This is a genomic window from Pseudoalteromonas sp. 4NS20-0020, assembly GCF_057554385.1.
The window spans coordinates 276,959-297,294 of the sequence record NZ_BAAJMI010000005.1; the positions used below are offsets into that span (position 1 = coordinate 276,959).

At 39.6% G+C, this 20,336-nt stretch carries 13 protein-coding genes and 1 tRNA gene; 12 read left to right on the forward strand and 2 right to left on the reverse strand.

The window, feature by feature from the left end; translation table 11 throughout:
• The first annotated feature begins 2 nt into the window (after positions 1-2).
• The 8 genes from ftsH (at position 3) to AC27JL_RS14515 (ending at position 7,695) form a co-directional block, all read left to right on the forward strand.
• Entirely contained in the window at positions 3-1,946 is a 1,944-nt protein-coding gene (gene ftsH, locus AC27JL_RS14480) for an ATP-dependent zinc metalloprotease FtsH (RefSeq protein WP_033019700.1), read from the forward strand.
• Positions 1,947-2,059: 113 nt separating this feature from the next.
• Positions 2,060-2,908: a dihydropteroate synthase gene (gene folP, locus AC27JL_RS14485; RefSeq protein WP_487195912.1), complete on the forward strand. Its 849-nt coding sequence runs from the start codon at positions 2,060-2,062 to the stop codon at positions 2,906-2,908.
• A complete protein-coding gene (gene glmM / locus AC27JL_RS14490) occupies positions 2,905-4,254 on the forward strand; it encodes a phosphoglucosamine mutase (RefSeq protein ID WP_487195913.1) in 1,350 nt (449 codons plus the stop codon). The genes folP and glmM overlap by 4 nt, the downstream gene beginning before the upstream one ends.
• A 71-nt stretch (positions 4,255-4,325) precedes the next feature.
• On the forward strand, positions 4,326-5,075 hold the full coding sequence (gene tpiA / locus AC27JL_RS14495; protein ID WP_305401559.1) for a triose-phosphate isomerase: 750 nt from the start codon (positions 4,326-4,328) through the stop codon (positions 5,073-5,075).
• 1 nt (position 5,076) lies between these two features.
• Positions 5,077-5,430 carry a preprotein translocase subunit SecG gene (gene secG / locus AC27JL_RS14500; RefSeq protein ID WP_006793902.1) on the forward strand — a complete coding sequence of 118 codons (354 nt, stop codon included), beginning with the start codon at positions 5,077-5,079 and terminating at the stop codon, positions 5,428-5,430.
• A gap of 66 nt (positions 5,431-5,496) precedes the next feature.
• Positions 5,497-5,581: transfer RNA gene (locus tag AC27JL_RS14505), tRNA-Leu, on the forward strand.
• Positions 5,582-5,871: 290 nt separating this feature from the next.
• Positions 5,872-7,497 (forward strand): methyl-accepting chemotaxis protein, encoded by a 1,626-nt coding sequence (locus AC27JL_RS14510; RefSeq protein WP_487195914.1) that lies wholly within the window; start codon positions 5,872-5,874, stop codon positions 7,495-7,497.
• A 72-nt stretch (positions 7,498-7,569) separates the two neighbouring features.
• Positions 7,570-7,695 carry a hypothetical protein gene (locus AC27JL_RS14515; RefSeq protein WP_277053435.1) on the forward strand — a complete coding sequence of 42 codons (126 nt, stop codon included), beginning with the start codon at positions 7,570-7,572 and terminating at the stop codon, positions 7,693-7,695.
• 16 nt (positions 7,696-7,711) lie between these two features.
• On the opposite strand, the gene AC27JL_RS14520 is transcribed toward AC27JL_RS14515, so the two are convergent.
• Together AC27JL_RS14520 and AC27JL_RS14525 are read right to left on the reverse strand one after the other, a co-directional pair.
• Complete coding sequence (locus tag AC27JL_RS14520; RefSeq protein ID WP_008130121.1) at positions 7,712-8,119, reverse strand: type 2 periplasmic-binding domain-containing protein; 408 nt, start codon at positions 8,117-8,119, stop codon at positions 7,712-7,714.
• Between the two features lie 12 nt (positions 8,120-8,131).
• Positions 8,132-9,277 (reverse strand): porin, encoded by a 1,146-nt coding sequence (locus AC27JL_RS14525; RefSeq protein WP_487195915.1) that lies wholly within the window; start codon positions 9,275-9,277, stop codon positions 8,132-8,134.
• Between the two features lie 462 nt (positions 9,278-9,739).
• Here AC27JL_RS14525 and AC27JL_RS14530 point away from each other — a divergent pair, with 462 nt between their 5' ends.
• The 4 genes from AC27JL_RS14530 to AC27JL_RS14545 all read left to right on the forward strand — a co-directional run bounded on the left by AC27JL_RS14530 (position 9,740) and on the right by AC27JL_RS14545 (position 20,245).
• Positions 9,740-11,962, forward strand: coding sequence for a TonB-dependent receptor (locus AC27JL_RS14530; RefSeq protein ID WP_487195916.1), 2,223 nt, complete (start codon positions 9,740-9,742; stop codon positions 11,960-11,962).
• Between the two features lie 152 nt (positions 11,963-12,114).
• The gene (locus AC27JL_RS14535; RefSeq protein ID WP_487195917.1) at positions 12,115-13,236 is read left to right on the forward strand and encodes a 4-phosphoerythronate dehydrogenase; all 1,122 of its coding nucleotides are present in this window, start codon (positions 12,115-12,117) and stop codon (positions 13,234-13,236) included.
• Positions 13,237-13,281: 45 nt separating this feature from the next.
• Positions 13,282-14,298: an aspartate-semialdehyde dehydrogenase gene (locus tag AC27JL_RS14540; protein WP_006793896.1), complete on the forward strand. Its 1,017-nt coding sequence runs from the start codon at positions 13,282-13,284 to the stop codon at positions 14,296-14,298.
• Positions 14,299-14,647: 349 nt separating this feature from the next.
• Positions 14,648-20,245 (forward strand): FimV/HubP family polar landmark protein, encoded by a 5,598-nt coding sequence (locus AC27JL_RS14545; RefSeq protein ID WP_487195918.1) that lies wholly within the window; start codon positions 14,648-14,650, stop codon positions 20,243-20,245.
• The last annotated feature ends 91 nt before the right edge of the window (positions 20,246-20,336 follow it).

Genomic DNA, 20,336 nt, shown 5'->3' on the forward strand with positions numbered 1-20,336 from the left:
ATATGGCGAAAAATTTAATACTATGGCTGGTCATTGCAGTTGTGCTTATGTCAGTCTTTCAGAGCTTTAATGGTGGCGAGCAAATCGACCGTCAAACAAGTTACAGTCAGTTTGTAAAAGATGCCCGAAATGGCTCAATACAAGAAGTGGCAATCGAGAGCACCAGTGGAACAATCACAGGTACTAAAAATAATGGTGAGCGCTTTCAAACCATTATGCCAATCTACGACAAAGACATTTTAAATGACTTACTTAAAAGTGATGTAAACGTGAAAGGTGTAAAGCCTGAAGAACAATCATTTTTAGCAAGCATATTTATTTCTTGGTTCCCGATGATACTGCTTATTGGTGTATGGATTTTCTTCATGCGTCAAATGCAAGGCGGTGGCGGCAAAGGCGCTATGTCATTCGGCAAGAGCAAAGCACGTTTAATGAGCGAAGACCAAATCAAAACTACGTTCGCCGATGTTGCTGGTTGTGATGAAGCAAAAGAAGACGTTACCGAATTGGTGGACTTCCTGCGCGACCCGTCTAAATTCCAAAAATTAGGTGGTAGTATACCTAAGGGTGTACTTATGGTTGGACCGCCAGGTACAGGTAAAACGTTGCTTGCTAAGGCTGTTGCCGGCGAAGCAAAAGTACCCTTTTTCACAATTTCGGGTTCTGACTTTGTTGAAATGTTTGTTGGTGTAGGCGCATCGCGCGTGCGTGACATGTTTGAACAAGCCAAAAAAGCAGCGCCTTGTATTATCTTCATCGATGAAATTGATGCAGTAGGTCGTAAACGTGGCGCAGGTATGGGCGGCGGTAACGATGAGCGCGAACAAACATTAAACCAAATGCTGGTAGAAATGGATGGTTTTGGTGGTAATGAAGGCATAATCGTTATTGCTGCGACTAACCGCCCAGACGTATTAGACCCTGCATTACTTCGCCCAGGTCGTTTTGACCGTCAAGTAGAAGTTGGCTTACCTGATATACGCGGTCGTGAACAGATTATTAAAGTGCACATGCGTAAAGTACCATTAGGTGACAACGTTGATGCAGCTGTTATTGCTCGCGGTACACCCGGTTTTTCGGGTGCTGATTTAGCTAACTTAGTCAACGAAGCCGCACTTTACGCCGCACGAGGTAACAAACGTGTTGTAAACATGGCTGAGTTTGATGCTGCTAAAGACAAAATCATGATGGGCGCAGAGCGCAAGACCATGGTGATGAGCGAGCAAGAGAAAGAAATGACGGCATACCACGAAGCCGGCCATGCAATTGTTGGACGCATGGTGCCAGAGCATGACCCTGTTTATAAGGTATCTATCATTCCACGTGGCCGTGCGCTAGGTGTGACTATGTATTTACCAGAGCAAGATCGTGTTAGCCATTCTAAAGAGCTATTAGAATCAATGATTTCTAGCCTTTATGGTGGCCGAATCGCTGAAGCACTTATTTACGGTGCAGACAAAGTGACTACCGGTGCGAGTAACGATATTGAACGTGCAACAGACATAGCACGTAAAATGGTCACACATTGGGGGTTAAGTGAAAAACTTGGACCACTACTTTACGCCGAAGATCAAAACGAAATGTACATGGGTGGTGGCGGTAGTCGTGCATCTAACATGTCGGATGATACAGCTAAAGTAATTGATGCAGAGGTTCGTTTGTTTTCAGATAGAAACTATGAACGTGCCGAAAAAATATTGAAAGAGAATATTGATATTCTTCATTCAATGAAAGACGCGTTAATGAAATATGAAACGATTGACGCTAAGCAAATTGACGACTTAATGGCGCGCCAGCCAGTGCGAGAGCCACGCGATGCTCATGACCGTCATGAGCCAAAAGCACCACAAACAGACTCTGTAAAGGAATCTGTTAGTGATGAAAGCCAATCAACAACAGAATCATCTAAAAAAGATGAAACAAATGTTGATGACAAAGCTGAATAATCGTTAAAATACTCAAAAAGCCCCGTACTTCGGGGCTTTTTTGTATCGGTTTCAATTTCGCTCTAATTTTTAGTTAGATTTGTTTGAATTCTGAAAAGCAAACAAGGCTCATTATGAACAACATTATTAATTTACCAAATGGTCGAGAACTAAATTTAATTGAGCCTGTGATTATGGGTATATTAAATGTAACCCCAGATTCATTTTCAGATGGTGGTAAATTTATAGAGCCCAGCATCGCTGTGCAGCGTGCATTACAGCTATTAACTGATGGCGCAAAAATAATAGATATTGGCGGTGAGTCTACTCGACCTGGTGCTCAGGCAGTTAGCCTTGATGATGAGCTTGAACGAGTGGTTCCAATAATAAGAGCTATACGTGCTCAGAGTGATTGTGTTATTTCTGTCGATACGAGTAAAGCTGAGGTGATGAGACACGCTATTTTAGCTGGTGCAGATATGGTAAATGATGTTCGCGCATTACAAGAGCCTGACGCACTGAATGTTGTTTCACAATTTGAAAATATCGCAATTTGCTTAATGCACATGCAGGGTCAGCCCCGGAGTATGCAAATATCTCCAGAATACAGTGATTTAATGGGCGATATTAATGAATTTTTTAAACGTCGCGTTAGTGCCTGTGAGGCGATGGGAATAAAAACTCAGCAGCTTATTCTTGACCCAGGCTTTGGATTTGGAAAAACATTAAGCCATAACTACGAAGTTTTGACCAAGTTTAATGATTTTAATAAATTAGGCTTGCCATTATTAGCAGGGCTTTCTCGCAAGTCGATGATTGGTAACCTGTTAAACAGAGACACAAGCGAACGAATGGCCGGCAGTTTAGCTGGCGCACTTATTGCCGCACAAAATGGTGCAAAAATAATACGTGTTCACGACGTAAAAGAAACTGCAGATGTACTTGGTGTTTACCAAGCGTGTATAAAAGGAATAATAGAATGAAACAAAGAAAGTATTTTGGCACAGATGGCGTACGTGGTTTAGTGGGAACAGCGCCAATCAACCCTGAGTTTGCAATGAAGCTGGGTTGGGCTGCAGGACGTGTGCTATCAAAAGGTGGAACAAAAAAAGTTATTATTGGTAAAGACACGCGTATTTCTGGTTACATGCTTGAAACAGCCCTTGAAGCAGGTTTAATAGCCGCCGGTATTGATGTTGTTCTGCTTGGCCCAATGCCTACGCCGGCCGTTGCTTATTTAGCACAAACATTTAGGGCTGAAGCTGGTATTGTAATAAGCGCATCACATAATCCATATTACGACAACGGTATCAAATTTTTTAATGGTCAAGGTTTAAAACTTGATGATGCTGTAGAGCTTGAAATAGAGGCAATGCTTGATGAGCAAATGACCTGTGTGGCCTCAGATAAGTTAGGTAAAGCAACACGCTTGGCAAGCGCAGACGGACGTTATATTGAGTTTTGTAAGAGTCAATTTCCACAAGGGTTGTCTTTAGAGGGATTAAAAGTGGTTGTAGATTGCGCTAACGGCGCAACATATCATATTGCCCCATCAGTTATGCGTGAGCTCGGCGCTGATGTAATTACGCATGCATGTGAGCCAAATGGTGTAAATATAAACCATGAATGCGGTGCAACTCATGTAGACACGTTAAAACGCAAAGTACTTGAACATAAAGCCGATGTAGGTATAGCTTATGATGGTGACGGCGACCGTGTAATGATGGTTGACCATAATGGCCGTGTATTTGATGGTGACGACTTAGTTTATATAATTGCTTGTCAGGCAGCGAACGATCATATTTTAGGTGGCGGTGTTGTTGGTACTGTTATGTCAAATATGGGTCTTGAAAATGCACTAAAAGCAAAAGGCATTGAGTTTGCTAGAAGCAAAGTTGGCGATCGCTATGTAATGGAATTACTTCAGCAAAAAGGGTGGAAAATTGGTGGAGAGAGTTCAGGCCATGTACTCAATCTAGACTTAATTTCAACGGGTGATGGTATTATATCAAGCTTGCAAGTGCTGGCTGCTATGGTTGCACAAAATAGAACGCTTCAAGATTTAGGCGCCGGGTTTACAAAATACCCAATGAAAATGATTAACGTGCGTTATACACTGGGTACCGATCCTACAACGGCGCCAAAAGTCCTTGCGGCAGTCGAAGAAGTGGAACAAAACTTAGGCAATAAAGGCCGCGTTTTACTCCGTAAATCAGGCACTGAACCTGTCGTTCGTGTTATGGTTGAAGCAGAGCAAGAAAAAATAGTATTAGACAGTGCACGTAAGATTGCAGAGATTGTCGAATCTATGAGCAAACAACCTGATTGATAACAATAACCTCTTGTAACTTTGGGCGAGAAAAGTTAATATCTCGCCCGCTTTCTAATGTGGAGTGGAAAATGGCAATACGTAAGGCAATGGTCGCTGGCAATTGGAAAATGAATGGCTCAATAGAGCTAGTCAAAGACATGTCGGATGCTATAAATAGTATTAAATCACCAGAAATAGATGTTATTTTATTTCCTCCATTCCCACTTGTTTCAGCAATGATTGCAAGCGGTGTCATAACAGGTGCTCAAACTGTATCTGAAAACACGCCAGGCGCTTTTACTGGTGAAGTTGATGCACAACTACTGAAAGACCTTGGCGTAAATTATGCGCTAGTTGGCCATTCAGAACGTCGTAGTATTTATAACGAAAGCAGCGATGTTATTGCTGATAAATTTGCTAGAGCTCAATCGGCTGGTTTAATACCCGTTCTTTGTGTTGGCGAGAGTGAAGCAGAGCAAGAAAGTGGACAAACAGAACATGTAGTTGCTGCTCAAATAGATGCGGTAATTAAAAAATTAGGTGTAGCAGCGCTGAAAGATTCTGTGATAGCATACGAGCCCGTTTGGGCCATAGGCACAGGTAAGACTGCATCGCCAGAACAGGCACAAGCTGTTCACAAATTTATCCGTGACAAAATTGCGTCTTTAGACAGTGATTTAGCACAAGGGCTTACCATCTTATATGGTGGAAGCGTTAACGAAAAAAATAGCGAATTATTATTTGCACAACCAGATATTGATGGTGGCCTTATTGGGGGCGCTAGTCTAAAAGCAGCATCTTTTGTTGCGATCTGTAACAGTGCAAAAGGGACCGTATAAGATGTACGAAATTTTATTAGTAGTTTATTTAGTTGTAGCTTTAGCTCTAGTTGGTATGGTTTTAATCCAACAAGGTAAAGGTGCTGATATGGGTTCTTCATTTGGTGCAGGCGCTTCTGGAACTGTGTTTGGTTCTTCAGGTGCTGGTAACTTTATGACAAAGACAACAACAAGCCTAGCTACAGTCTTTTTTGTGTTGAGTATTGTTCTAGGTAACTTAACAGCCGGTCAGATTAAACAGACTGATGAATGGGAAAATCTAGAAGCAGCACCTGCTATAGAAACAGTGGTGCCGGTTGAAGAAGATGTTCCAGTTACTTCTAATAAAGAAAGTAACTCAGACGTACCAAACTAATACAGTTTACTGTTCAGCTATTTGTTAACCTCAAACAGATAAAACAAGCGAACAAAAATTTAAAATGCGGATGTGGTGGAATTGGTAGACACGCTACCTTGAGGGGGTAGTGCTTTAGGGCGTGGGGGTTCAAGTCCCCCCATCCGCACCAAATTTAAAACCAGTAGCAATTATGTTACTGGTTTTTTTATACCTAAAATTTGCTTTGGTTGTTTTTTGCACTTAAAACGTTTGGTTATAACAATAATTTAGATTCTTTGGTGATATTTTTAACAGGAAACACATCGTGTACCCAATAAAGTCAATTTACTTATGTTAATTTCAGTTTTTAGCTTAATTAATGATTAAAATGAAAAAAAAACTAGAAATTTTACAAATTTAACTCACACTTATCAGTATTGAGCCGATAATATATTTAGATAACTCAAAAAGGTAAATAGTATGGCTTCAGGCTTCTCTTTTCAAAACCTAAGCATAACTAAAAAAATACATGCAATAACATGTATTGCAGTTGTTGCTTTTATAATTATGGTATTAATTAATTTTCTTGCCATAGATGATAATAGAGCTTCTTTAGATGAAATGGGCAACTCTTCATATAAGGTTGTAAAGTTAACATCAGCGAACGTAGGGCTTTTAGAAAAACTAGATGAGCTTTACACCCAAGCAGTTACATTTGGCGAACAAGACTTAATAACTAAAGCTGATGACACTTACAAAACGATTGAATCAAATATAAATTTAATTAAGCAAATGAGTAATGGCTACATTAGCAATGATGTAGCGAAAGAATTAGCCGACTACGAAAAGATATCAGCAACAATTGCCAATGGTATGGTAAATGGCACGGCCGATTTTAGTAAAATTCAGCAACAAGCCCAGTTAAAAACAAGTCTTTATGGTTCTGTTTTAGAGAGCTTTAAGGCAGCCCAACAAAAGGCAGATAACCGTTTTTTTGAATTAGTTGAAAGCACTAATACGCGCTCAGATAATGCCCTTACTTTAATGCTTGTTGTATCTATTGTATCTTTATTATTGCTTTTATTTATGGCGATTTGGATTGCGAAAAACATTGGCTCATCAGCAAGCGATGCTGCAAATAATTTAAGCTTATTAGCAAATGGAAAAGGCTCTTTAAGTACTCAATTAACCGTGAATTCTAAAGATGAAATTGGTCAAGTTTCTATTAACTTTAATGCTTTTATTGCGCTGTTAAAAGAAACCGTACTTGAAGTAATTGCTGTATGTGAGCCATTGATGGAAAACTCTACCCGTTTAGTACAGGGTATGGAGCAGGCTGAACGCGCAACAACAAAACAAACAACAGATGCTGAAATTGTTAAGCAATCAATGGAAGAGATGAAGCAAAGTGTTGGTGATATTTCTCAATCTGCAGCAAATGCATCACATGCGGCTGAAACAGCAGAAAAAGAAGTAGAGCAAAGCCGTACCCAGGTACAAATGTCTGTCAATGCATCTCGTACGCTAAGTGATGAAATTAACCAAGCAGCAACAACAATTAATAAACTTGCGGACGATACAAAAAACGTATCACAAATATTGAATGTAATTACTTCAATTGCCGATCAAACCAACTTACTTGCGCTTAATGCGGCTATTGAGGCTGCGCGTGCTGGTGAACATGGCCGTGGGTTTGCGGTAGTAGCTGATGAAGTACGAGAACTTGCTTCACGAACCGCCCATTCAACGAATGAAATACGCGAATTGTTAGGTGCTTTGACGACCGCTGCAAATGATTCGGTTACTGCGATGACTTCAGCTCGAGATATGGCAACAGATAATGCAACAGCGGCTGAAAAAACAGGAATATCAATTGAGAAAATTGCTGAGCAAATGCTAGAAATAAATGGCATGAACTCACAAATAGCAGCAGCAACTGAAGAGCAAACATCGGTTGCAGCCATGGTTGTAGAAAATGTATCTAATATGCACGTTTCTTTTGAAGATACCATGGACTCATTACTGGCTGTAAGAGATGTAGCTAAAAACCTACATTACTTATCAGATAACTTATTAGACGCTACAGCCAAATTCAGAATTGAATAATTAACCTGAACAGCTAAAGTCTCTATTAAAGCCTCCTTTTGGAGGCTTTGTTGTTTTGAAGGCTAGCTAGGTATGTCTCATCAGCCTGCAACAATAGAACAACTTAGAACGCAAGATTGGACACGAGATGAACTTGTTAAGCCAACAGACATAACTTTTTACAGGTACAAAAAAACCACCATTTGGTGGTTTTTTTAATTTACGGGCTAACCGGCTAAAAGGTCGCAACCACTTTTACATTGTCACTAACTTTTGCGCTATCTACATAACCTATAGCATCAGCATTAGCTGCTACAAAATCTATTACAGCTTGATCTGAGCCTAATTTCTCTGGAGGTGTCCCTTTACCTGTAAATACAAGTTTAGACCAGTAAGCATTAAGCTGGCTGCCAGATTTACCTACAACTTTATCGTTAAACTCATCTGCAGCAGCGGTACCATCTTGGTTTACTGGATTTACCTTAGTACCATCACCAAATGACTTGGCTTTACCAAGGTATATCTTTTTAATTGTATCTGCATCTAAAGCATTTGCGTTACCAGCGTTAACTATTACTGCAACTTCTGCAAAAGCATTAATTGAGCACAATGAAAGTGCACTAGCTAAAATTAATTTTTTCATTATTTGCTCCAATTAAAATACAAGATCAACGCCAACAGCAACAACATCAGTTTCTGTATCGGTTACATCGTCTTCAAAGCGGCTAAAGTCAATTTTAAATGCTGCAGAAGGGTGGAAGTCATAACGCGCGCCGATAGTGTATACATTGCTTTGCGCTTGAACACCTGTCAATGCACCGTTTATAGCAGCATTCAGACTTGGCACTGTTGCAATTGGATCGAAGCGAGATGCATCATGTTTATCGTCATTATCTTCATACGTAAAATGAACTATAACGTCATCCAAGCGATAACCTACAGATGCATAGTATTGTGTTTGCTCAGTTAAAATGCTGTTTTCTACTTCAAACTGTGTATATTCAGCGTCTAATAAGAAATTATCATAATCAATTGAGAAGCCAAAGCCTAGGAAGTAACTGTCATCTTCGTCAATTGCAATATCGTCAGCTAACGTGTTTAAGCTGTTTGCACGAAGTGCTGCTTCTAAGCCATTTAACGCAGCGCCGCTAGGGTCTGTTCCGTCAAGTGCAAATGATGTTTCTGCAACCAAGTATGCAGCACGTACACTGAACCAGTCATATGCAAGTGTCCAGTTAATGCCAGCAAAATCGTTAAGTTCGCCTTGAGTTTTTTCAGTAATTGCATCTAATTCGCCGTCATAGCTTCCGTACATTAGCTGCACCGTTGAATCCCAATCGCCAAGCTGTGTATTGTGCAATAAGCTTAAACCTTCATATGTAGAAAAAGGAATACCATAAACTGACTGAGGTGGGCGTACCCAACGATAAGCGTAACCAACATCCAAAAAGTCTGAATAGCGGAAAAATGGAGCTCGCATTTTACCCGCGCTAATTTGTAATTCGTCGCTTAGTTCATAAGTTACGTAAGCCCATTCAAATTCTGCGTCGAAATCATTTTCACCACGGGCAACAATTTGAGCTGTGGCCGTTAGTTTCTCCATTAGGTCAGCTGATAGCTGTAATGCAAAGACACTTTCGTTTTTAAATGAAATGTCATCATCATATCCATATAAGGTGCTGTCACTATCAAGGCTCTTTCCACCGACAATTGATGCAAAGCCATTGATTCGAACTTCGGCGCTAGCATAGTTTGTTGCTAAAGCCGCACATAATGCTACTGCTACAGATAGCTTTTTCATATGTATTTCCTATTAGTTAATTAGATGTTGATTCAAGCGTATTATAGAAGTGAAATAGAGCTATATCTAATCAATTTAGCAAGTTAGTAATAAAAATTAATAAACTTAATACTTTGTTATTGTTTTTTGCGGTATATACCTGAAATTTTTAATGTAGGTTAATGATTTTAAGTAAAATATCAAAATAAGTTACAACCAATTTAATTTCATAACATATATTTACAGCGTGAGGTTTTATGCCGTAATTGCATAAGAGGCAAGTATAGCTGCAACGTGTTAGCTTTTCCTCCATTAGGTACGTTTTTACTTTTATCAAAAAATAAATACATAAATTCACAATTGTGTAATATAATGCCCTTCCAGAGGAAAGATGCTACCACGCATCTTTTTTTATGCCCAAAACTTACTGGTTGCACCAGTAAATGCATAATAAATAATTTACGGTATCCTTTGGAGAATATTTTGAAACTACGCAAACTCTCACAGTTAAGCCTAGCAATAGTTGCTGCCCTGACTACCTCAGTAAACGCTGAAGAAACCAAAACAACAGCAAAGCAAGATGCGTTTGAAAAAATTGAAGTTACAGCTCGTAAACGTACAGAGAGCTTGTTTGAATCTCCAACCGCTATCACATCAATTGGTGCTAACTTAATTGATAAAGCCAATATGAGTAACCTTGAAGATATAGGTAAATACGTCCCTAATCTAAATATCACACGTTACGGTGTAGGCAATGCAGCCCATGCTTCTGTATTTATCCGTGGTATTGGCTTACAAGATCACATTATTACTACTGACCCAGGTGTGGGTGTATACCTTGATGGGGTTTACTTAGGTCGTCAAATGGGGTCTAACTTATCATTACCAAATGTTGAGCGTGTTGAAGTACTGCGCGGCCCACAGGGTACCTTATATGGCCGTAACACGTTAGGTGGCGCAGTAAACGTTATTACAAAACAGCCGGGCGATGAAGGTATTTTAACAACGTCTGCAAAGTTAGGTAGCCGTGGCCGTATTGCAGGCGATGTTTATTTTAATAACTCACTAAACGATGAGTTAAGTATGTCAGCAAGTGCGTCATATAAAACGCGTGACGGCGTTGGCGAAGCAGTAAACCTAGCGAACCCTGAAAAAGAAATTGGTGAGGAAGAAGAATTTAGTGGTCGTGTTGCCCTTAAATGGCAGGCTAATAGCGATTTAGCGTTTACTTTTTCACTTGATGGTGTTGATAACGAGTCGGGTCAATCTCCTTACACTATTGAGTTAACTGAGCCGCTTGATGCAAATGATGTATTTAATGGTGACTTTCCTTTATTAACACAGGACATGATCCCATCAGACCCTGATGATCTAGGTACTACCGTTGCTGGTATTGAATCAACGTCTTACTCAGGGTGGGGTACGTCATTTACTGCTGATTGGGCAATCGATGATACGTACACGGCTAAATTTATTTCAAGTTACCGTACTTCTGAATACGAAGGTGGACTTGATGATGATGCGTCACCTCTTAACTTATCTGAGTTCCCAGAAGAGGGGGGCGCAGATCAGTACTCGTTTGAAATTCAACTAAATGCGACTTACGACAATATGGACTTTGTATCAGGCCTTTACTTTTTTAATGAAGACGGTTTCACTCGTTCTGGTCCATTTGTATTTAGCCCATTCAACACACCTAATGGTTTATTAAACGATGGTGTTACACCTTCATTTGGTGGCTATGGTGACTTTGAAATAAACCAAGAAACAAACTCATACGCTGTATATTTTAATACAAATTACGATTTAACAGATGATTTAAGTATTGGTGGTGGCCTTCGATACTCAAAAGATGAGAAAGATGCCGATGCGATTTTCCCTACATTTGCTGAACGTAAATACGTAAGTGCAGAGTTTGACGCTGTGACGTGGGATATTAATGCATCTTACCAAATCAGTAACAACATGAACGTTTATGGTCAAATTCAAAAAGGTTATCAAACTGGTGGCTTCCCACCACGTCCATTTGGTGGACCTGATCAGTTTGTATCGTTCGACGAAACTAAAGCCGTTAACTACGAAATGGGTTTAAAAGGCCAAGTACACGAAAACGTATCTATGATGCTAGCGGTATTTGTTACTGATTACACTGATTTAGCACTTCCGTTTTCTGACCCAACAGCGGGTGGTGGTTTTGTAACTATTGTTGAAAATGCGGGCCAATCAAAAGCGCAAGGTATAGAACTTGAAACCACCGTTGCAATTACGGACGACTTCACAATAAGAAGTGCGGTAGGTTACTTAGATTCAGAGATTACTGAAGTTGATGCAGGCGTTCAAGGTATTGGTAAAGGTGATTCACCGGCATTAACACCTCGTTGGACTGTAATGGTTGCCCCATCATACTTTATGGATTTAGACAGTGGTGCAACGGTTGCACTAAATGCTAATTATTCATACCGTAGTGAAATGCAAGGTCAGTCAGTTTATAGTCAGAGTGAAACGATTGATTCGCGTGAGCTAGTTGGCTTTAATATTTCTTACACTAACGCATATGGCGATATGGAAGTAACACTTTATGGCGAAAACGTACTGAATGAAGTATACGATGTAGGTCGTTTACAGCAATCAGGGTTTGTTGGTGTTATGAGAAGTAATGACCGCAGCGAATTTGGTTTAAAATTCAAAAAAGATTTTGAGTTATAAACTGAAGTTTGCGTAAAAATACAATGTAATTTAAACATTATATTTTATTTTGCTAAAAAGGCCGGATCAGTTTTTGATTCGGCCTTTTTAGTTTGTGCAAAGGTCTGGTTGTTCGATACAATAGCGCCCTAAATTGCCAAATGGACTCTGTGATGAAAATTCTTGCCGATCAAAACATGCCTTTAGTTGAGCAGTACTTTTCAGATTTTGGTGAGGTTGAGCGGTTTGATGGGCGTAACTTAAAACCTGACCAACTGATAGACGTAGAAGTATTACTCACACGATCTGTTACCAATGTTACTAGTGAGCTATTAGCAAAAGCGAATAAATTAAGCTTTGTTGGTACTGCGACTATTGGTATCGATCATATTGATACAGATCTTTTACAAGACAAAAACATCGCTTTTACAAGTGCTCCAGGGTGTAATGCTGTTGCTGTTGCAGAGTACGTTATTAGTAGTTTATTTGCATTAAGCCAAGAAAATGCCCGCCCATTAACAGGCCAAACTATTGGCATAGTAGGGGTCGGGAGTATTGGCAGTTGTTTGGCTAAAAAGTTAAAAGCATTAAATGTAAAGCTGCTTTTGTGCGATCCATTAAAACATGCACAAGGGTTATTGAATGAGCATGTAGAGTTAGATGAGCTACTTGCACAATCAGATATTGTAACTTTCCATGTGCCACTTGTTAAAAAAGGGCCACATAAAACACTTCACATGATGGATAAAGTAAGGCTTAACGCCTTAAAACCGGTTACTACGATAATTAATGCCAGCCGAGGGGATGTTATTGACAATAGTGCTTTACTCGATTTAATGGAAGCAGGGGCTGATTTAGATTTAGTGCTTGATGTGTGGGAAAATGAACCTAATATTTTAACAGACTTACTTGCACATGTACGCTACGCCAGTGTGCATATTGCAGGCCATACACTTGAAGGCAAGGCCAGAGGCACACAAATGCTTTACCAAAAGCTGTGTGAGCTTAAAGGCGTTGAGGCTTCAAAATCTTTAATCGATTTTTTGCCCGTACCAGCTATAACGCAAGTGGCTATTGCTGAGAGTTTTACAGAGCAAGACATCGCACGTTTGGTGCACACAATTTACGATGTAAGAAGGGATGATGGGATTTTACTTCGTCATCTAGAGTCGGATGGTTTTGATAGTTTACGTAAAAACTATCCTGTAAGAAGAGAATTTAGCACCTTAACCGTTAATGGTGATGGCTCGCAGTTAGCTGCCTTAGGTCAACTTGGTTTTAATCTAACCAACTAATTATTAATTTAACGGTGTTTTAATATCGTTTAAAGAGGAAAAAATATGTCGCAAAAATATAACGTTGCCGTACTTGGTGCTACTGGTTTAGTAGGACGTCAAATTATCGAAACTTTAGCAGATCGTAAATTTCCGGTTGATCAGCTATTTTTGCTTGCGAGCAGCCGCAGTGCAGGTGAAGACATTAAGTTTCGTGGTGAGACAATTGAAGTACAAGACGTTGAGGGCTTTGATTTTAGCCAAGCGCATATTGGATTGTTTTCTGCCGGTGGGAGCGTCTCAGAAAAATATGCCCCAATTGCAGCCGATGCAGGTTGTATAGTTATTGATAATACCTCGCATTTTAGAAATGATTTTGAAATCCCCCTTGTCGTACCTGAAGTAAACGCCTCAAGTCTTGCCGACTTTAGAAATCGTAATATTATTGCAAACCCAAATTGTTCGACTATTCAAATGATGTTGGCACTAAAGCCAATTTACGATGCGTATGGTATTGATCGAATAAATGTATCAACTTACCAAGCGGTATCAGGGGCTGGGAAAGAAGCTGTTGATGAGTTAGCAAAGCAAACAGCTAACTTGATGAATGCACGCCCAATGGATAATGAAATATTTCCTAAGCAAATAGCCTTTAATGTTATTCCGCAAATAGATAGCTTTGAAGATAACGGCTATACCCGCGAAGAAATGAAAATGGTAAACGAAACGCACAAAATATTAGGTGATACAACAATCGCAATAAACCCAACGTGTGTGCGTGTTCCTGTGTTTTTTGGTCATTCTGAATCTATTAATATTGAAACACGTATGCAATACGACTTCGAACACGTTAAACAGCTGTTAAATGATGCACCAGGCGTTGAGCTAATTGACGATGAAGGTGATTATCCAACAGCGGTTTCCGATGCCAGTGGCAACGATACTGTATATGTTGGCCGTTTGCGCGCTGATATTTCACACCCTCATGGCTTAAATATGTGGGTTGTTAGTGATAATACCCGTAAAGGTGCTGCAACCAATAGCGTTCAAATAGCTGAAGAATTAATAGAAAATTATATGTAACATTTTTAAATGTAAGCACTCTTTAAAAGCGGTAAGCACTATGTGTTTGCCGCTTTTTGTTTAAATAGAGTGCCACTTTTTTGCCGTTTTTTATAATATTTAATAAAGTTACTGATAATACTCAATAAATTAATATTAAAAATGTGTTGTTAAGGCATTTCTTTTCAATGTGTTGCAATGGATATTGTGCCCTAAGTGGTTTATAGTTTGTAATTGGAATAGAGCTTGCAACAAAAATAGATTGTAATAACAAATGTGAGTCAGTCATTAGACTGATAAGGCAAGAGTAATCAATGTTTACGCACCTATTTAAGAGTGCTTTGTAACATTTAGACATTAAAGGATCAGCATGCGCGGTTTGGCTATACTTATAATATTAGCGTCTGCACTGGTAGTAACGCCTGTATATACACAAGATAGTACCCAATTAAAGGGGCCTAAAGGCGTTGACTATGGTGCTCAAGGGCGGTCTATTGGTCCGATTAAACCCACCGATACACTTTGGCGCATAGCCGTAAAAGTGCGTCCAGATAACTCTGTAAGTATTTATCAAGTTATGCAGGCCTTGTATAACAAAAACCCCGACTCATTTTTAGATCAAAACCTCAATCATATGCGAAGTGGGGCCTATTTAAAAATACCCACTTTATCTGAAATTAGACGTGTGAATACTCAACTAGCTAGGCAGCGTTCTGAGCAAGATGACGAGTTATGGGAAAAGAAAAAAAACGGAACACTTACACAAACTGAAATAACATCAGCTCAAACACAAGTTACACAAGCGCGTAAAGTTGATGTAGACGACGCCAAAAAAGAGTTACAAAAAGAAATAAAAGAAATCAAAACCGACCAAACTAATAAATTAGTTGAGTTACAGCAACAGTTTAAAAGTTCAGTAACAAATGTTGAAGAGATTTTAGTTGAGAATAATAACCTTAAAAAACAGCTGACTGGAATTTCTAAAGAGCTCGAAAATGTTCGCCAACAATTAGGGCAAGATAGTGAAATACAGCTGCAGCTAAAGGAATTAATACTTAAACAAAATGAAATAATTGCCCAGCAAAAAGCTAAAGAGGTTGAACCTCAAAGCAGTTTTGACTTACTAGCCTTGTTGTCAAACCCTATTGTGCTTGGGCTGTTAATGTTCATTCCCGGATTATTGATTATCTTTGCAATTGTTATGTTTCTTCGCAAAAGAAAAGGCAATCAAGAAGAGTCTCAAGCAGATGATGAATTTTTACCGCAAACTCCAACTTATTCTAATGAGGATGACTTAGCAACTGATCCACTTGATGACCCAATCATTCCAGACCCATTGGATGACTTGAGCGTTCAATTAGATGATCACCTCGAAGGTGACATGCTTCCAGATGATGATTTATTAGAAGATGACTCAGACGAACTTGATGATTCAGATAACTTACTTGATCAAGACGAGTTAGAAGGCCTTCTTAGCGACGATATTATTTTTGATGATGAAAGTGACGAAGACGATGAAGTCGATATTTTCACGCAACAAGGATTTGACGATAGTGCTGATGATAGCTTGGACGATATTGATTTAGATTTAGACCAAGAACCGTCTGGCACTGATGATATTTTAAGTAATGATGACTTAGATAGCCTATTTGACGAAGATGACAGCTTACCTGAGTTTGATTCACCAGCAGAAAAAGAGCCACAAAGTGATAGTTTAGAATCTAACGATGAAATGGCAGCATTGAGCGAAGAGCTTGCGACCGATGATTTTGATATAGATGATTTACTTGATCAAACGAGTGCCGAACCAGTAGACACGTCTGATAAAACTTCTGAAGAAAGTGACGATTTTGACTTAGACGATATCGACAGCTTAATTGATGAAGCAAATGATGATTCAGCTAATGAAACGCCAACGGATACGTTAGTTGAAGAAAGTGATGACTTTGATTTGGACGATATCGACAGCTTAATTGATGAAGCAAATGATGATTCAGCTAATGAAACGCCAACTGATACGTTAGTTGAAGAAAGTGATGACTTCGATTTGGACGATATCGATAGCTTAATTGATGAAGCAAATGATGATTCAGATAATGAAACGCCAACGGATACGTTAGTTGAAGAAAGTGATGACTTTGATTTGGACGATATCGACAGCTTAATTGATGAAGCAGATGGAGATTCCGTAAATGAAGCGCAAACAGAGTCGTTAGTTGAAGAAAGCGATGACTTTGATTTGGACGATATCGACAGCTTAATTGATGAAGCAGATGAAAATTCAGCTAATGAAACGCCAACGGATACGTTAGTTGAAGAAAGCGATGACTTTGATTTGGACGATATCGACAGCTTAATTGATGAAGCAGTTGAAAATTCAGCTAATGAAACGCAAACTGATGAGTTAGTCGAAGAAAACGATGACTTTGATTTGGACGATATCGACAGCTTAATTGATGAAGCAGATGAAGATTCAGCTAATGAAACGCTAACAGAGTCGTTAGTTGAAGAAAGCGATGACTTTGATTTGGATGACATCGACAGCTTAATTGATGAAGCAGATGACGATTCAACAAATGAAACGCTAACAGAGTCGTTAGTCGAAGAAAACGATGACATTGATACTGCTTTGGCCGGTTCTGTCGATGATTTAGCTGATGCACAAGAAGAGTTAAATGTTGATGATGTCGAGTCTTTAGCTTCAGCTTTGATTGATGAATCTGAATCGGAGAATGAGTCTGAAGAAGAGCCTGAGCTTGCAGAAGAGCCTGAGCTTGAAGGTGAGCCAGAGCTTGAAGATGAGCCAGAGCTTGTAGAGGAGCCAGAGCTTGTAGAGGAGCCCGAGCTTAAAGAAGTGCCAGAGCTTGAAGAAGAGCCAGAGCTTGAAGAGGAGCCAGAGCTTGCAGAAGAGCCTGAGCTTGAAGATGAGCCAGAGCTTGAAGAAGAGCCAGAGCTTGCAGAAGAGCCAGAGCTTGCAGAAGAGCCAGAGCTTGAAGAAGAGCCAGAGCTTGAAGATGAGCCAGAGCTTGAAGAGGAGCCAGCACTTGAAGAAGAGCTAGAGCCTAATGAAGTGCTTGAAGACTTTGGGGCCGATGATTTTACAGACACATCAGACACGCTTTTAGATCCAGAAGATTTACTGGATGAATATAACGATGATGCGTTGCAAAGTGTAGACGAACTCTTAAATGAATTACAACAACCAGAAGACTCAGAATACGTAGAAAGCCCTGATTGGACACTTGATGATCTGGACGATGAAATTGAAGAGGTTGAAGTTGATCTAGGTGATGATCCATTAGCAGAAGACACAGACTCTGATTTATCCCTTGAGGATGAATTACTAGAAACAGAATCAATAACGCCTAGTGAAGAGTTAGACGATTACCCTGAGTTAGAAATAGCTGAAGATCAAGGGGCTGAAACGCAAGAGGCTACTAACAATGAAGGTGAAAATGTTGTTAGTCAAACAGAAAAAGATTTAGCTGACTCTATTTCTAAGGGCGCAGACTTGAGTAACTTTGACGAGGAACTTGATGATGAGCCCCATGCCACTGCTGATTTTGATGAAGCCCCAATAATTGATGACAATGAGCTATTGGCGATAGGCGATGCTGAAGAATTCGCGACAAAAGAAGAGCATAATGAATTAGATGATGACGAAGAGTTTGCAGAAGAGGTTTCAGATTTTTCGGATAATGATATCGATGTGCTGGCTGATGAAGAGCTTGATTCAGAACTATCACCAAGTCAAACAGAGCAAGAATTATCACAAGCGCTCTCATCAAGTATTGATTTAAATAGCCTAGAAGATGACTTTGACGATGAGCCGTTAATCGATAGTGAGTTTGAACAGTCAGATTCTGGACTTGATACTAATTCAGAAAGTGAAGAACCACTACCAGAAATTACAGATGAAGCATTGTTATCGCAAGAGGACTTTGATGATTCACAGGTTGATTCAGCAGGGTTAGACGCCGACTTAGAATTTGATTCTGTCAATGCAGAAGACTTTGAGGAGCTTGTTTCAGAGACGCCAGATGGTGATACTGATAACGACGAAGAGCTAGATGGATTAAATTTAGATGAAGTTGTTAGTGATACCACAATTGATGAAACTTTAGATGCAGGCATAGAGCCAGAACTATCACCAAGTCAAACAGAGCAAGAACTATCGCAAGCGCTCTCATCAAATATTGATTTAGATAGCTTGGAAGATGATTTTGATGATGAGCCATTAATTGATAGCGATTTTGACGAGTCAAGTTTAGAGCCTGAAATTAATGAAGAAGCCAACGTTTTAGTCCCAGAGGATACGGACGAAGATTCATTACTAGGCGCTGATTTAGAGTTTGATTCAGTGGGTGTCGAAGGCGTTGAAGAGCAAGTTTTAGAAACGCCCCCAAACGACATTGAGAGAACGGATACTAAAGAATTTGAACAAGATTTAGATGATGGCGGCAGTGCGATTGCTCAGGAAGTCGACATTGAGCATGAACCAGAATTATCACCAAGCCAAACAGAGCAAGAACTATCGCAAGCACTTTCATCAAATTTTGATTTAGATAGCCTAGAAGATGACTTTGATAATGAACCATTAATTGATAATGAGTTTGATGAATCAGAATTAGTGCTAGAAACTAATGACAAGGCTGAAGTTGCAGCGCCTGAAGTTACTGATGAAAACCAATTTTTAGAAGAAAACCTTGAATACTCACAAAACGATTTAGCAGAAACCGGTGTTGATTTAGAACTTGATCCTTTACCTGTTGAAATAGATGAGGTGCCAGTTTCAGATGATGACGCTGATAGCACTGATTTACCTAATAGCGTAGAGTTTGAATCATCTGATTTAGGCATCGAGCAAACTGTTGATGATGAACTAGATGAACTAGATGAACTAGATGAACTAGATGAACTAGATGAACTAGATGCTGAGCTTGAAATCAATGACGAGGTTGAGGGATCAATTGCTCAAGTTAACGATGATGCGGTTTCATCAGAAGAAGTTGAAGAGCTACTTCCTAATAGACCGAATAATGGTGCTGATTTCTCAGGTTCAGGTGAAGATAATAGTGAAATAACCAGTGACGATACGTTAACTCCAGAGCTTGATAACAACGAAGCTGATAATCAAAATTCAGCTGAAGATGATATAGACAGCGCGGGAACTAACTTTAATGACGACCTGTTAATTGATGAATTTAATGAACTAGATGGTGAGCTCGACAATCTTAACGACTTAAACGATGACACACTTGATGATTTACTCTCAGAGTCGAATAACGCTGATGCGGACTATTTAGCGCCTGATAGCAGCGTTGGGCTAGACAATCCAGCATTTATAAGTGAATCGGACGATGAAATAAATGAACAAACTAATGTTGATCGTGAAGCTGAACTAACTCAAGTTGACTCTCAGGGTGATACTAACCTTGTATCAGATGAAGCACTTGATGATGAATTTATGGCTGATTTAAGTGAAACCGATTTCGATTCATTGCTCAATGAGTTAGCCGCTCCCGATGAACTTGCTATAGAAGATAGCAGCGAGTTTGATGTTGACTTTGATTCTTTATTGAAAGAAGACTTAGTTGATGAAGAAGTGTTTAATCATAAAGAGCCAGTCCCTGAAGCTGAAGACGCAAAACCTTTAGGTGAAGACGATTTTGTAGATATTGACTCATTACTTGAGCAAAGTGACGATGCTGAACTTGAGCATGAGCCTTACAATGACGTAAACATAGATTTAGGTTTAAGTGAGTTTGATGCATTACTTGCTGGTGATAATCCAACAGACGTTGATGCCGAGAGTGGAGGTTACTCCGCTAAGTTAGACTTAGCACGTGCCTATATTGAAATCGACGACTTCGATTCCGCGCTTAAAGTGATTGAAGACGTAATAGCAAAAGGGCCTGAAGAAGTTCAAGAAGAAGCGCTTAGTTTGCAAGCAAAATTACAACAATAGCATTTGTGTTAATTTCAATACGATAAACCCATAATTGGTGATGCTGATTATGGGTTTTTTATTGTTTTTATATGATTACATCACGGTCGCT

Excerpts from the sequence above, each read along its gene's own strand:
- AC27JL_RS14520 (WP_008130121.1), bottom strand. The coding sequence starts at position 8,119 with ATGAAAAAATTAATTTTAGCTAGTGCACTTTCATTGTGCTCAATTAAT.
- glmM (WP_487195913.1), top strand. The coding sequence starts at position 2,905 with ATGAAACAAAGAAAGTATTTTGGCACAGATGGCGTACGTGGTTTAGTG.
- AC27JL_RS14515 (WP_277053435.1), top strand. The coding sequence starts at position 7,570 with ATGTCTCATCAGCCTGCAACAATAGAACAACTTAGAACGCAAGATTGG.
- folP (WP_487195912.1), top strand. The coding sequence starts at position 2,060 with ATGAACAACATTATTAATTTACCAAATGGTCGAGAACTAAATTTAATT.
- AC27JL_RS14535 (WP_487195917.1), top strand. The coding sequence starts at position 12,115 with ATGAAAATTCTTGCCGATCAAAACATGCCTTTAGTTGAGCAGTACTTT.
- AC27JL_RS14510 (WP_487195914.1), top strand. The coding sequence starts at position 5,872 with ATGGCTTCAGGCTTCTCTTTTCAAAACCTAAGCATAACTAAAAAAATA.
- AC27JL_RS14525 (WP_487195915.1), bottom strand. The coding sequence starts at position 9,277 with ATGAAAAAGCTATCTGTAGCAGTAGCATTATGTGCGGCTTTAGCAACA.
- AC27JL_RS14545 (WP_487195918.1), top strand. The coding sequence starts at position 14,648 with ATGCGCGGTTTGGCTATACTTATAATATTAGCGTCTGCACTGGTAGTA.
- tpiA (WP_305401559.1), top strand. The coding sequence starts at position 4,326 with ATGGCAATACGTAAGGCAATGGTCGCTGGCAATTGGAAAATGAATGGC.
- ftsH (WP_033019700.1), top strand. The coding sequence starts at position 3 with ATGGCGAAAAATTTAATACTATGGCTGGTCATTGCAGTTGTGCTTATG.
- secG (WP_006793902.1), top strand. The coding sequence starts at position 5,077 with ATGTACGAAATTTTATTAGTAGTTTATTTAGTTGTAGCTTTAGCTCTA.
- AC27JL_RS14540 (WP_006793896.1), top strand. The coding sequence starts at position 13,282 with ATGTCGCAAAAATATAACGTTGCCGTACTTGGTGCTACTGGTTTAGTA.